The sequence below is a fragment of the Peribacillus simplex NBRC 15720 = DSM 1321 genome (assembly GCF_002243645.1).
Classification (GTDB): domain Bacteria; phylum Bacillota; class Bacilli; order Bacillales; family DSM-1321; genus Peribacillus; species Peribacillus simplex.
In genome coordinates this window covers 1259839-1273285 of sequence record NZ_CP017704.1, presented here as the reverse complement: position 1 = coordinate 1273285, position 13447 = coordinate 1259839, and the positions used below count along the sequence as shown (strand labels likewise).

12 protein-coding genes and 1 tRNA gene are annotated in these 13447 nt (G+C 36.7%); 10 read left to right on the top strand and 3 right to left on the bottom strand.

Annotated features, from left to right (window positions below):
• Positions 1–17: 17 nt before the first annotated feature.
• Positions 18–740 (bottom strand): alpha/beta hydrolase, encoded by a 723-nt coding sequence (locus BS1321_RS05935; protein ID WP_063232155.1) that lies wholly within the window; start codon positions 738–740, stop codon positions 18–20.
• A gap of 188 nt (positions 741–928) precedes the next feature.
• Between BS1321_RS05935 and BS1321_RS05930 the strand changes: the two genes are divergently transcribed.
• Positions 929–1486, top strand: coding sequence for a phosphatidylglycerophosphatase A family protein (locus BS1321_RS05930; protein ID WP_063232154.1), 558 nt, complete (start codon positions 929–931; stop codon positions 1484–1486).
• A 17-nt stretch (positions 1487–1503) separates the two neighbouring features.
• On the opposite strand, the gene BS1321_RS05925 is transcribed toward BS1321_RS05930, so the two are convergent.
• The gene (locus BS1321_RS05925) at positions 1504–1725 is read right to left on the bottom strand and encodes a hypothetical protein (protein WP_063232153.1); all 222 of its coding nucleotides are present in this window, start codon (positions 1723–1725) and stop codon (positions 1504–1506) included.
• A 1337-nt stretch (positions 1726–3062) separates the two neighbouring features.
• Between BS1321_RS05925 and BS1321_RS27345 the strand changes: the two genes are divergently transcribed.
• The 6 genes from BS1321_RS27345 (at position 3063) to BS1321_RS05890 (ending at position 8317) form a co-directional block, all read left to right on the top strand.
• Entirely contained in the window at positions 3063–3458 is a 396-nt protein-coding gene (locus tag BS1321_RS27345) for a hypothetical protein (protein WP_157732799.1), read from the top strand.
• A complete protein-coding gene (locus tag BS1321_RS28700) occupies positions 3458–4012 on the top strand; it encodes a hypothetical protein (protein WP_144477861.1) in 555 nt (184 codons plus the stop codon). The genes BS1321_RS27345 and BS1321_RS28700 overlap by 1 nt, the downstream gene beginning before the upstream one ends.
• A 595-nt stretch (positions 4013–4607) precedes the next feature.
• Positions 4608–4679: transfer RNA gene (locus tag BS1321_RS05905), tRNA-Val, on the top strand.
• Between the two features lie 816 nt (positions 4680–5495).
• On the top strand, positions 5496–5843 hold the full coding sequence (locus BS1321_RS05900) for a hypothetical protein (RefSeq protein WP_063232119.1): 348 nt from the start codon (positions 5496–5498) through the stop codon (positions 5841–5843).
• Between the two features lie 1113 nt (positions 5844–6956).
• Positions 6957–7694: a tRNA pseudouridine(38-40) synthase TruA gene (gene truA, locus BS1321_RS05895; RefSeq protein WP_063232118.1), complete on the top strand. Its 738-nt coding sequence runs from the start codon at positions 6957–6959 to the stop codon at positions 7692–7694.
• A gap of 98 nt (positions 7695–7792) precedes the next feature.
• Positions 7793–8317, top strand: coding sequence for a type 1 glutamine amidotransferase domain-containing protein (locus BS1321_RS05890; RefSeq protein ID WP_063232117.1), 525 nt, complete (start codon positions 7793–7795; stop codon positions 8315–8317).
• A gap of 145 nt (positions 8318–8462) precedes the next feature.
• Here the strand turns inward: BS1321_RS05890 and BS1321_RS05885 are convergent, their stop codons facing one another.
• Positions 8463–9155: a DUF421 domain-containing protein gene (locus BS1321_RS05885; protein WP_063232116.1), complete on the bottom strand. Its 693-nt coding sequence runs from the start codon at positions 9153–9155 to the stop codon at positions 8463–8465.
• A gap of 361 nt (positions 9156–9516) precedes the next feature.
• Between BS1321_RS05885 and BS1321_RS05880 the strand changes: the two genes are divergently transcribed.
• The 3 genes from BS1321_RS05880 (at position 9517) to BS1321_RS05870 (ending at position 13438) form a co-directional block, all read left to right on the top strand.
• Positions 9517–11619: a YhgE/Pip domain-containing protein gene (locus BS1321_RS05880; RefSeq protein ID WP_063232115.1), complete on the top strand. Its 2103-nt coding sequence runs from the start codon at positions 9517–9519 to the stop codon at positions 11617–11619.
• 285 nt (positions 11620–11904) lie between these two features.
• The gene (locus BS1321_RS05875; RefSeq protein WP_063232114.1) at positions 11905–12747 is read left to right on the top strand and encodes an ABC transporter ATP-binding protein; all 843 of its coding nucleotides are present in this window, start codon (positions 11905–11907) and stop codon (positions 12745–12747) included.
• Positions 12680–13438: an ABC transporter permease gene (locus BS1321_RS05870; protein ID WP_063232113.1), complete on the top strand. Its 759-nt coding sequence runs from the start codon at positions 12680–12682 to the stop codon at positions 13436–13438. Before BS1321_RS05875 ends, BS1321_RS05870 begins: the two co-directional genes overlap by 68 nt.
• Positions 13439–13447: the final 9 nt, after the last annotated feature.

Below are 13447 nucleotides of genomic sequence, written 5' to 3'. Positions count from 1 at the left end.
AGATGATTTCGAGTAAATTAGAACATTTCCAATAGTGCTCGTTTTAAATCTGCCTGCCAGTATTTCCAGGTATGATTACCTTCAAATTCTTCATAGAAGCAAGGAAATCCTTTTTGGTTTATTAATTTATGCAATTCCCTATTGGGTTCTATGAAGTTTGCCTTGTTGCCATCCGTAGTCGGAACATCCGTTTCACCAGTCCCGATCACATGGTAAAGTTCGAGGAGATGCGGATCCTCAAAATTACGTACAGCATCCATTACTGCATCATTGGCAAGTGGCGACTGCATGATGCATTTTCCGAATGTATGCGGATACTTTAGTGCGGCCAATAAAGAAACTGTACCGCCAAGAGAGTCACCGATCAAAGTTCGACCATGTCCCATTTGATAGGTTGGGAATTCATCATCTAAAAACGGGACAAGTTCATGGGCAAGAAAACGTATGTATGCAATGTGCTGTTCCCCGTCCGGATGATATTTGCGCCTGCGGTCAAAGCGGTCTTTATAAGGAATGCCGACAATGATGATATTCTCGATCTCATCGTTCCCTAACAGTTCATCTGCTACCCGACCAATTCGGCCCATTTGAAAATAATCACGGCCATCCTGAGCAATCACAAGCGAATATTTATACAATGGCGAAAAATTTGCAGGCAAGTAAACAAGTAGTTCCAATTCTTCTGCTAAAGCTTCGCTTTTAAACATGTACTCTTTAATTGTGCCTTTGCGTAAACTCATTCTTCCGCACCTCGATGATAATTAATGAAAAACAACTTACTTGATTATTTTAGCATAGCCTTGCGACTTTTTCCTGTGACAAGAATTTAGAATATAAAATTTTCGTTATATTTTCTAAAAATTTAAATTATAAGGTGCTATAATACAAGGATATAGAAAAATAATACAAAAAAAAGGTGGCGAATAAAATGGCAGATGTACACGTACACAGCAGGGAAGTAACAAAGGCGGCTAAGCGAACATTATTAGAGCGTGGTGTCAGTGTGGAGGCAATTGCAAAAATCGTTTATGAATTGCAGTTCCAGTACAAACCTGATCTTAAGCTGGAGGAATGCATCCATAGCGTTGAGCGTGTCCTGTTGAAAAGGGAAATTCAACATGCCATTTTAGTCGGTGTGGAGCTGGATAAACTGGCAGAGCAAAAAAAGCTATCAGAACCCCTGCAATCGATTGTTGAATCTGATGAAGGGCTATTCGGAGTGGATGAAACGATTGCCTTTGGTGCAGTACTCGGTTACGGAAGCATTGCTGTAACGACCTTTGGCCATTTGGATAAAAATAAAATAGGCGTCATACACGAACTTGATAAGAAGCAGGAAGGAATCGTGCATACCTTCCTGGATGATATCGTTGCAAGCATTGCCGCGAGTGCCGCCTCAAGGTTAGCTCATCGTCTGAGAGATGAAGAAGAATCGTTAACTGAACAGGAAAAGGACATCCAGGAAGAAGAAGAGTTAATAGGTTGAACCTTGATTAATAATCTTCAACCAGACCTGTCAAACCTGGGTTTAATGAGGCGGGCAGAAAGGATATTAGCCACTTTAAACGTCCGTTTTGTCTGCCTTAGAAAACAGAAAGCGTGAATATGATCTGGATAAATTTCAAGCACCTGAATTTTCCGCTGCGTAATCTTACCTTGTTCGGAGAGATAAATTATCTCCAATGGAGCATTTTCTTCCATATGTTTACGAAGTATATATTTCATTACCTGTCACTCCTTTGCTGACTTGCTTGCTATTATTGTATGCGAACGTACGTTTTGTATGCAAGTAAAAGGGGAGCGTTTGTTCGTTTTTTTATGTTGAGCGAAATAAAAAAAGAGAAAATTAAGACTTTGTTAATATAATGTGTGGACTTTTTAACAAAAAAACTTATCTGAATCACTTTTCTTTTTGATTTCAAAAAAAGGGAGGTGATTTTTTGTTGATTCGATTTGCTTTCAAAAAGTTTATTTATGATTAGGGACTAGAAGGATTAATAGAGACAACTCTCAGTGGTTGCAAAAAGCTTTTTAATGATTCCATTTTGTTTTCTCGGGTTGTGAAGGGGGGGGAATGTTTTGTCACTTCTTTATGCTCTTCAACTTCTGACCTTTCTTCTAACGATCCTCTTATATGTACAGTAGCTGGTTCTTCATCAATCCATAATGAAGTGCCATTACACCTTACCTCAATGTCAGATGGAGAAGAAAGAATCTGTTTCCACGATTAACATCCACAAAAACCCCTTCCTTATTATTAGTCTTATTAATATGTGAAAAAACATAAATTTTTATTGTTTTTATAAAAGGAATGTAAAAGACCAGGTAGACACTGATGAACCCATATCACGTAATGGAGGATAGAGCGAATAGCCAACTTATAGGGTGCTGGATTGCTTCTCAATATAGATATGATTAAGAGAGCGGTTCTATAACACCATTCTTTGACAATATGGTGTGTGCAGTTATCTAGTGAGTGATGGAGTATAAACAAGATGGGTCCAAGTAGGGGGAAATCATGGTGAAGTTGGGGACTTTTGTACGATAGTTTGACATTCTAAGGAACTATTAAAATAGAATGTTTTTTTATTTTGAATAAATTTTCCTCCTTAGTGAATGACTGGAATCCATCGAATTAGCAATATTTAGGTGTCTATTCTTATAAATCCATTGAACGTCGAGTACAGCATTCAAAGTAACATTGTTTAGTGTTTCTTAATGAACTAGACTACCTGTTTGTTCTTGTTTTTGAAAATTTAAGAAGTTAATTTTCTAATATTACTTCAACTCCTTTTTGTTAACAACCAACTTCTTAAAAACGTTATAAACCAGTAGTTTTTTACTGTTTGGGTTAGAATTATTTTCACTTTTGTACCATATTGTACAAACATTATTTTTAATAATGAATAAAATAACCCGAAAATAAAAAAAGAAAAAGGTGATTATAATTAAAAATCATATTCTTATCCCACATTGTAATTCCTTTGTAGACACCACATATCTTAATAAGAAATGTGATCAAAAAAATCCGGATGACTGTCATTGTTGTCATAAGAAACACAATGACTGTATTTGTGTTCAAAAGAAACCGGATGATTGTCATCGTTGCCATAAGAAACACAATGACTGTATTTGTGTTCAAAAGAAACCGGATGATTGTCATTGTTGCCATAAGAAACACAATGACTGTATTTGTGTTCAAAAGAAATCCGATGATTGTCATCGTTGTCATAAGAAACACAATGACTGTATTTGTAATCAAAAGAAACCGGATGATTGTCATTGTTGTCATAAGAAACACAATGACTGTATTTGTGATCAAAAGAAACCGGATGATTGTCATTGTTGTCATAAGAAACACAATGACTGTATTTGTGATCAAAAGAACACCGATGACTGCCATTTGTGCCACAAGAAACATAATGACTGTCACTGTGACCATAAGAAACATAAGCTAGTGAGAGCATCTGCTTTTAGGGCTAATAAGAACACACCGCAACTTTACAAAGCAGCGGTTACTCCCTCTGTAAAAGTTTTATTCCAAACTGAACAATTTGATTTAGCAAATGAATATAATCCGCATATATCAACATTTATTCCAACTGAGAATGGAATTTATGAGATAACAGCAAAAGTCTCATTTTGTCCGTCAAAAAGTAAAAACGATAATTCTTCAAAAAACAAAAAAGATAATTGCAAATGTGATTATTGTAAAAAAACTAGTTGCAATTGTGATTATTGCAAAAAAAATCATTCTTCAAAGGACAAAAAAAAGCATTCTTCAAAAGAATATGTCGCATCCCTTTCAATTAATGTAAACGGAGATGATTTAGATATTGATAATGAGTTCTTTGAGAAATCAAGACCCATTGGACTATCGGTTACTACAATCCTTCAGTTACAAGCAGGAGATCGTGTACAAGTAATATTTAGCGCAAGTGCAAACGGAGAAATTTTAGCAGATGCACCTTTAACTAACTTTCAAGCTGCTAGATTCCCCTCTCCAATGTAAAGATCTTTTTTGCTTTTCTTTGCTTAATCCTAGATTGAGCACCTAGACATCATATTTGTTAATTAAAGTTGAGTAAAACTTATGTGTAGGATCCTAGGATTTTCCTCATAAAAGGTTAGGTGGATTCTATTCTGAGAAATTTTGGGGTCAGATCCTGCTGGCTTCTTTTTTCTTTGACTTTGTTCAAAAAAAACGTTTATCGAGAAAAAAGAGTAAACTCTCTTGAACAAATTCTCAAATACAATGACCTTATTCAGTGTCATCCTCTCAGTAGAATGACTAAAATAAAGACACAGACAATATCTGACTATAAAGAGAAAAGATACGTCCTCAATTTGGCCCATGTTGCTTTACGAAGATCTGGAGATAACGGATATAGGGAACTAATAAAGATGTAATAGTTTAATTATTGAACTGGTTCTTACAAGCTTGCAACTTTCAAGGATTAACTTCACAGACATTTTACGACAAAAACTTTTTTAGCAAAACTACTTGTTTTATTTTGAATACCACTATATAATAAATCTTGTTCAGAAAAGAAGTCAGCAACTAAGTAAGGTTTAAAAGCAAGCTCTAAAGGGCTTGATTTACATACGACTTGTTAGCTCAGTGGGAGAGCACTTCCTTGACAGGGAAGGGGTCGTGGGTTCGAATCCCTCACAGGTCATCAACTACCAAAGGCTCAAATCCTTGATATAACAAGGGTTTGAGCCTTTTCTTGTTTTTAAAGATATAGTTCATTATGTATTATTTACTCAATTGGTGGCGGATAGAGAAGGATTAAAACGTATTACAGGACAATTATTTGAAATAATTAATATTTCAAGGAACTGTAGGCAAAGCCTTTCGCTTATTCAGCTAACTATGGAGGTAAAAAGAAGACCATCTTTTTGGCTTTTCTTTAAAAGGTACATAATCATATTCTTCGGTAAAATCCACTTTACTATAATGTGTTGGATTACCTTTACTACCAAATACCATGCACGGGAATACTTCTTGGAAGCTCTGAACATGACGCATGAAGACTATGGAAAATATAGCAAACAATGAAAGACTTCAAAGATAAATTTTCAGCTCACAGAGAGTGACACGAATCTGTCCCCTACTTTGATATTGCGCATAATGTAGCACTTCATTACGTTTCTTGGCTTGGAAAAGTATAATACAATTCCTTCACTTGAAATGATGGTAGAACAATATCAAGAAGAATTACAACCAATGATAGAAAGTTTTAAAGTGAAATAAATAGAAGGAGGAAAGTATGGAAGAGTAATTAAAAGTAAATTCCTTTCCTTTTAGGGGTTCTATTAGGGGATTAATTACACTTCTCGTATGACTTACCCTCCACTTCAGTATTATATAGTAAATATTCCCTTTATTTTTAACTGTGTGATTTTAATATCTCAACAGTTTATTATATTGATAAAGGAAGAATAACTTAATCTATAATGAAGTAAGTCTTTAAAAGGGAAGTGATAGTTAAATGCTTTATATAAGCGATATCGAAAAGATAATTAATAACACATTAAATGCCAATACTATAAAATTCAATTACCTTCAAGTTAACGGTTATAAAGGGAAAATTAGAATTAAAGAGACAGAGGAAGACTTTGTTAAAATTATTCTTTATCGTATGATTGGTTATTATTTAGATTTTAAGAAAAACAAACATGATTTAAGGATTTTAATGTATGGTCACGAAGAAGAAAAAGAAAAGCTAAAATCTGAAATAGAAACTAATGCTTGGGATTATGGGAGAACATTAATACCTGAACAACTATTGGAGTCATATGATAAAGTTCGTGAATTAGATAAAATGCTAATAAATTAATGTACTCTAAGAAAATGGAGACCCGACTTTAAACTAAAACAAGAAAAAGAAGCCTCCTTGGAGAATATCTCTGGAGCTGACTTTTGAGTGAGAAATTAAACTGATATCCAATAAGACAAGACTCAGAGAAAGAGGAGTTGTCTTAGAAAGCTTGATAAATAAGCAAATATAAAATGAAGTTCAAAGTTCGTGCTCAATTTTTAAGAGAAAACATGGAAAAGCATATCGATTACTTGACTAAAGAAATACACAGGACTGAACATACTCTGAAGAAAGGTTTTAATGAGCAACATATACTAGATAATGAGGAAAGAGAATTATTGTTGAAGTGGGCTACAGAGAACGATTGAGTAGATAAGTATTATGACCTGCTCATCCAACAATTTGTTCATAGCAGTAATTTCGATACAGCAGACCATAATTACGATGTTTTTATCCAACCAAACTTGAAGCAATTTAATCGAGAACAATTTCTTGAGATATATGATGGTATTATCAGAAACCGTCAATGTTATGCGCATAGATTTGGACGCTTAGTGCTATCATTGTAAATTCAATTTTATTAATATTTCCTTTTGTATATATGATTTAGGGAACAGTGATATTTGGTGTTTAAGTTTTTGATAATACTGATGACCTTTCTTCAATTAACAGGTGCTTTACTTCAATTTATTTTTTCCTGTGTTGTGTATGCATCGCACAAAGTTGCACAGAAACTGAACATGACGGTGTATCGTTCGTTGCATGACGTTAGCCACTTTGGTACACTATGCAGAAGTGCATTTCACTTTGATAGCTAGGATTTACTATCGAATGGCATAGATAATATGTATATCTTTACATAAATCATGGTCCTTGTAAGCGGTGGGGTGATCCAAAACGAAACATGAAAATGGACCTCCTTTTACTGCATGCACTGTAGACTTGTGGAAGTTAGGGAATAAAGGGACAAAACTCATTATTTTATGATATATAACCCATTAACAACTTAACATTTTAAATGTGTTTCTAAGGAAAGACCATCTGTTCCCTCATACAGCAGGAGTTGTATGGGGGCTTGTATTTTATCAAGAATTTTCTGTTTAGAGGGCTATACAGTAATAGGAGGAAGCAATGAACAATTATAAATTGACCATTCAATATGATGGCGGGCGCTATAAAGGTTGGCAACGACTCGGTAATAGTGATGATACGATTCAAGGAAAAATAGAAAATGTATTAACGGAAATGGTAGGGGAAAAAATCGAGATCATCGGATGCAGCAGAACGGATGCCGGTGTACATGCCCTTGCTCAAATCGCCAATTTTAAGATCGGTGAAAATTTGACTGAAGCTGAAATCATGAATTATTTGAATAGATATTTACCAAGAGATATCAGCATTGTCGAGGTCAGGCTAGTTCCTGAACGTTTTCATGCCCGTTATAATGCTAAGGATAAAACCTATTTGTATAAGATCTGGAACGAGCAATATACAAATCCTTTCATGCGAAAGTACAGTATGCATGTAGAGAAAAAGCTGGATATCACAAGAATGAAAAAAGCATGTCAACATTTTATAGGTGAACATGATTTCACTGCTTTTTCAAATGCAAAGTCTAAGAAAAAATCCATGGTGCGTGAAATATATTCCATTGATATAGAAGAAAATGCCGGTTTCATCCAAGTTATAGTGCGAGGCGATGGATTTCTTTATAATATGGTTAGAAAGATTGTCGGGACGTTGATAGAAGTTGGGTTGGGTGAAATAGATGCTGAAAGTATACCAAGTATCTTAGAGTCAAAAGAAAGAATCCAAACGGGCCGTATGGCGGAGGCAGCTGGGTTATACTTGGTAAAGGTTGATTTTTAGACCAAATATTGATGCATCGGTTAATGCATGTAAAGTGTACAGGCAGTAGAATAAGGGAAGTAAGAGGGAAGAATGGTAAAAAAGAAGGAGAGATTTTCATGAGATTAGCAGGAAAGAAAATAATCAGTCTTGTGCACCATGATTTTGAAGATTTAGAGCTCTGGTATCCGATTTTACGACTAAAAGAAGAAGGAGCGATTGTTCACCTCGCTGGAGAAAAGGCGAATGAAACATACATTGGAAAATATGGTGTACCAGCTATATCTGAATATGAGTATGGCAGTATTAAGGCTGAAGAATATGATGCCATTCTTGTACCGGGCGGATGGGCACCTGACAAAATTCGCCGGTTTCCCGAAGTGATATCACTTATCCAAAGCATGGAAGAAAATAAAAAACCCATCGGGCAAATTTGTCACGCTGGTTGGGTGTTGATCTCAGCTAAAATTTTACATGGGAAGAATGTAACGAGTACACCGGGCATTAAAGATGATATGGAAAATGCAGGGGCAACTTGGATAGATAAGCCCGTCGTCGTAGATGGAAACCTTGTATCAAGCAGGCGTCCGCCTGATCTACCGGATTATTTAAGGGAATTGATAAACGTGATTGAAAAGAGTTAAATCATCATAGGCTGAAAAAGTGGTTTTTTCTTCTGGAAAAACCACTTTTATTATTGCTGCTATCCAATTACCCAATGCGATAAATTTAACAAAATTGATAAGATATTATTAATCTTGATTAAGATACTCACTGAAAAGCAAAAGATTATTCCCTTGAATGATCCTTAATCAAATCAATATACAAATTTCCTTTTGTCCCTACGACAGCATACGAGATATCAAAAACATCAAGGTTTCTTTTTGTGAGTTCAGCCATTAACCATTCGTCATCGTAGGTATGTTTGGATAAGTTATCATATAAGATCTTCCCGTCATAGACCAGTTCAATCGGTACAGTTCCTGCTGCGGGCAGTAAAGGTAAATCCTGCTTGGTGGTATTTTGGTATTGTTCTTTTTTTAATACAGAGAGGGAGCCATTTATCTCTAAAATGGCACATTCCACTTCTTCTATGTTGAAGATATCTTTTCCGCGCAAAGCCTGTTTAAGAGAATCCAGTGAATACCCCATTCGTTCCATTGACTCTTCGAGAATTTTTCCTTTTTGAATTAAGGTAGCAGGTTCTCCAGCGATCCATTTCCCGAAGCGCGGATTTCGAACCGCTAGAAGATTCAGCATAAAAACGACGGTACCCATAATAACAATTGCAATGATAAAATACAGGAATTTAATTTTAATATTGAATGCTAGATTTCCTGCAATTGTCCCCATCGTAATTGAAGCAATATAAAGGTGATAGGTACTCTGGGCAATCGTCTGTTTACCGAGGAGATGGACAAATACCCATAATAAAATAAAAGAGGTAAAGGTTCGAAAGATTATTTCAACGGCTTCTGACATGACTATTTCTCCCTTGCAAAACTCCCGACAGTTAGTTTGGATAGTATGTTCTTACAGCAAGCCGTTTATTCTGTAACTAAAAAGGAAAAAGACATGAAATCGTTTTTGAATTTGGGAACCCATCTTACATAAATTGATAGATTTATTCAATAGGTGCGATAGATCAAGAAGAATTAATCATAATTATGAAACAACTTCCTTTTTAACCAGGCATTCATAATAAGTGAAATCTCAGGAAGCAAGTAGCTCATTACTTGCTTCTTTTTAATTGGTTTAATTAATCCATGGATATGTTTACTTAGTATCGATTAAGAAATTTCTTCGAATAATAGTATCAAAATACTTTGCACGGGGGTATGTTTTGAGAAATATTCAGGAAATTTTCATTGACGATTTAAAAAGCATTTATAAAAATTTCTTTGTTTGTATCGTAGTTGTTTTTCTCATGTTCATCCCTTCCATTTATGCGTGGTTTAATATTGTCGCATCTTGGGACCCGTATGCAAATACGGAAGGAATTCTTGTCGGTGTTGCCAATAATGATAAAGGTGCGGAGTTAAATGGCGAAGCCGTGAACATAGGCAAGGAAGTCATAGAGGGGTTGAAGGAGAATAAGGATTTAGGCTGGAGATTCACATCGGAAAAAGAGGCGATATCAAAGGTGGAAAAGGGAGATTATTATGCATCCATCATCATTCCGGAGAATTTTTCCGAACATATTGCGACAATCATGACCGATGACCCTAAGAAGGCGGAGATTGATTACTATGTTAATGAAAAAATCAATTCCATTGCTCCTAAAATTACGGCAGCGGGTGCAAACAGCATTGTGGACAATGTGAGCAAAACCTTTATCAAATCGGCCAGTGGGAGTATCCTTACAATCTTTAATGAATTGGGGATCACCTTGCAAAACGAGTTGCCGACGATTCAAAAAATGAAGAATATGGTGTATTTATTAGAGGGTGAACTGCCTGAGCTTGAACAAAATATCAAAACCGTTCAAACACATGTTAAAAAGGCTGAAGATATCATTAAGAGGGTTAATGATGGTTTGGATTCAATAGAAGGAATAACGTCGCAGAAGGACAAATTGGTATCGGGCGTTTCTAGTTATGTAGATTCAACAAGGCAGGCATTCGAAGGAATCAATCCCCTCTTGAAAAATGATATTGCGAATATCAGGAGCGATAATGAATCCGTTCTAGTGCTGGCGAACCGGCTAACAGGTCAGGATTTGCCTGGCAATGAGTCGGATCAGCTAGTTGAACAAGGGGTAACGAGGATAAATAAAGAGTTGTACCTTTTGGACAGTATGTATAATTTATTGGTGAGAGTCAATCAATTTAATGAGAAAAACTTGCTTCAGCCAGAAATACAGCTAGTTGATGAACTAAGGGATAATACTTCGAACCAACTTCAAGCGCTGAATAACCGAGCCTTCGGCAATCTTATCGAACTTGGCGGGGATAATGATCAAGTCTTGGCAAGATTCCAGGAGAACTATTCAAAGGAAACAGGGCCAAAATTCAATGAAATCTGGAATGAAACGGAATCAATATTGAATAATGTCCAGCTTACGATGGATGAGGGCACCAAGGTTCTTCCTGAGGTGAGGACACTGTTGAATGAGACCAATCGAACACTGGAAACACGTACAGGGGATATCGATAAGTTACAGAATAAGTTTCCGGAAATCGAAACGAAAATAAAGGCTCTAGCTAATAAAATGAGGGAAATCGATAAGTCTTATAATATGGAAGAAGTGATCGATTTCCTAAGGAATGATATTGAACAAGAAAGTGAATTTTTTTCAGAACCAGTGCTGCTCAATAAACACAGTCTTTTTCCGATTCCGAACTATGGGTCCGCCATGTCTCCTTTCTTTACGGCACTTTCCCTTTGGGTCGGCGGTACAATATTGATTTCCATGCTTAGTGTGGGAGTTTCTCAAAAAGTCTACAACCCATATCAAATTTATATCGGGCGGTATCTTATATTTTTCATCATTGGGGTATTGCAGGCTCTTAGTGTTTCCATTGGGAATATCATCCTTATCGGTGTTTATGTAGCGGATAAATTTGAGTACATCCTGTTTTCTGTTCTGATTAGTACAGTATTTACACTCATTGTCTACACCTTCGTTTCCGTTCTTGGAAATGTTGGAAAAGGGATAAGCGTCGTCTTGATGGTCCTTCAAATATCCAGTTCAGGAGGCACCTTCCCCATTCAAGTCACACCGCCCTTTTTTCAACATATTAACCCTTTCTTGCCATTCACCTATGCTGTGGGTTTACTTCGTGAATCTGTTGGGGGAATAACTTGGAGCGTAGCTGGCAAGGACATTTTTATCTTGATTCTCTTTTTAATAATCACGCTCATCTTAGGTATCATTTTGAAAAAGCCTCTGCATGCAAGGACACAAAAGATGAAGGATAAATTGTATGGAAGCAGGATTTTTTAAGGTCATCGAATGAGTGCTGATAACCTCGGTTAACTAAACTTAAAAAAGATAATCAAAATTGGCCTGAACCCTAGAATGGGCTCAGGTTTTTTATTTGTTGAATGGAATTTGTTCATATGTATCTTTATGTAAAATTGGAATATATATCAATGTATTGACAGTTAGATAGAAAGATACCGATAAATTAGAATTTTTGCATTTTTATAGTTGACAAAAACCATTGGATTAATCATTATTAAGAAATAATGTTTAGTAATCGATGTGATATAAAAGTGGGGTGACTTTATGTATTTAACAATAGATGGCATTGAAAAAAGTTTTAAGAATGAAAAGAAAGAAAGCATAAAGGTGCTCGATAAGATAAACATAGAGGTCGAGAAAGGAAGCTTCGTTTCGATCGTAGGTCCTTCAGGATGTGGAAAATCCACACTCCTTTATCTAATTGCCGGCCTTGATAAGGCAGATGTAGGTGAAATACGTGTAGCTGGGAAAAAAGTGATGAAGCCAGGTCCGGAACGGGTCGTAGTGTTTCAAGAGGCAGGGTTATTTCCTTGGTTGACGGTACTTGAAAATGTTACATACGGATTGAAGTTAAAGAAAATTCCCAATGAAGAGGCTAAAGCCAAGGCATTGGACATTTTAAAGATGGTTCACCTCAGCCGATATGTTGACTCCTATCCACATCAACTCTCAGGGGGCATGAAACAGAGGGTAGCCATCGCAAGAGCGTTGGTGATGGAACCGGATATCCTGTTGATGGATGAGCCATTCTCTGCACTTGATGAGCAAACGAGGATGGTCTTGCATAAAGAGCTGCTCGAAATCTGGAGAAAAACTAAAGTGACAATCTTTTTCGTGACCCATAATATTCGTGAGGCTGTTCAGCTTTCCGAAAAAATCATCGTCTTTGCAACCCGTCCAGGGAAAATTAAAGAGACGATTTCCGTCCCTTCCATGAAAGATGGAGTTATGCCGGATAGTGTAACTTTACATACAGAACAAAGGGTTCTATCGATTTTACAGGAGGAAATTGAAAAAGTGCTGAAGGAGGAAATGGGGAATGATTACAGCTTTAAGACGAATCATATTCATCGCGATGATAGCGGGGATATGGGAAGTCACATCTAGACTTTCCAGTCTTCCGGAGTTCATGTTCCCAAGCCTGACTCAGGTTTTGGAAACTCTTTTTAATGGACTGATGAGCGGACAAATAACCGAAGCGATCGGAAAAAGCCTTGGCCGTATCCTGATCGGCTTTACGATTGCCATTATAGTAGGTCTAATATTAGGATATTTCATTTGGCGCTTTAAATTGGTTGAAGACACTTTAGGATTCGTCGTGACGGCATTACAGTCCATCCCGAGTATCGTCTGGTTCCCTTTAGCGATCATTTGGTTTGGATTGAATGATTTTTCGATTCTCTTTATCGTCACCATCGGCGCAACTTGGACGATGACGGTTAATGCAACCAGTGGATTCCGGAATGTACCCCAGTTGTATCAGCGGGTTGCCAAAACATATGGATCGACAGGATTTCATTTTCTTCGTACCGTGATTTTACCAGCATCCGTCCCGCAAATAATATCCGGTCTGCGGATTGCATGGGCCTTTTCCTGGCGTGCATTGATGGCCGGTGAATTACTTGGCGGGGGAGGCGGTCTTGGACAATTGCTGGAAATGGGCAGATCACTGGGACAAATGGATTTGGTCATCTCCGTGATGATCATAATAGCAATCATAGGAACAATCGTGGATAATGTTGTCTTCTCCCGCCTTGAACGTAATGTTCAACTGAAATGGGGAGTGAATCAACGGTAGTTTAATAAA

Bases quoted from the DNA above. Each gene is read 5' to 3' on its own strand.
- BS1321_RS05935 (WP_063232155.1), bottom strand. From the start codon at position 740: ATGAGTTTACGCAAAGGCACAATTAAAGAGTACATGTTTAAAAGCGAA.
- BS1321_RS05930 (WP_063232154.1), top strand. From the start codon at position 929: ATGGCAGATGTACACGTACACAGCAGGGAAGTAACAAAGGCGGCTAAG.
- BS1321_RS05925 (WP_063232153.1), bottom strand. From the start codon at position 1,725: ATGAAATATATACTTCGTAAACATATGGAAGAAAATGCTCCATTGGAG.
- BS1321_RS27345 (WP_157732799.1), top strand. From the start codon at position 3,063: ATGACTGTATTTGTGTTCAAAAGAAACCGGATGATTGTCATCGTTGCC.
- BS1321_RS05900 (WP_063232119.1), top strand. From the start codon at position 5,496: ATGCTTTATATAAGCGATATCGAAAAGATAATTAATAACACATTAAAT.
- truA (WP_063232118.1), top strand. From the start codon at position 6,957: ATGAACAATTATAAATTGACCATTCAATATGATGGCGGGCGCTATAAA.
- BS1321_RS05890 (WP_063232117.1), top strand. From the start codon at position 7,793: ATGAGATTAGCAGGAAAGAAAATAATCAGTCTTGTGCACCATGATTTT.
- BS1321_RS05885 (WP_063232116.1), bottom strand. From the start codon at position 9,155: ATGTCAGAAGCCGTTGAAATAATCTTTCGAACCTTTACCTCTTTTATT.
- BS1321_RS05875 (WP_063232114.1), top strand. From the start codon at position 11,905: ATGTATTTAACAATAGATGGCATTGAAAAAAGTTTTAAGAATGAAAAG.
- BS1321_RS05870 (WP_063232113.1), top strand. From the start codon at position 12,680: ATGATTACAGCTTTAAGACGAATCATATTCATCGCGATGATAGCGGGG.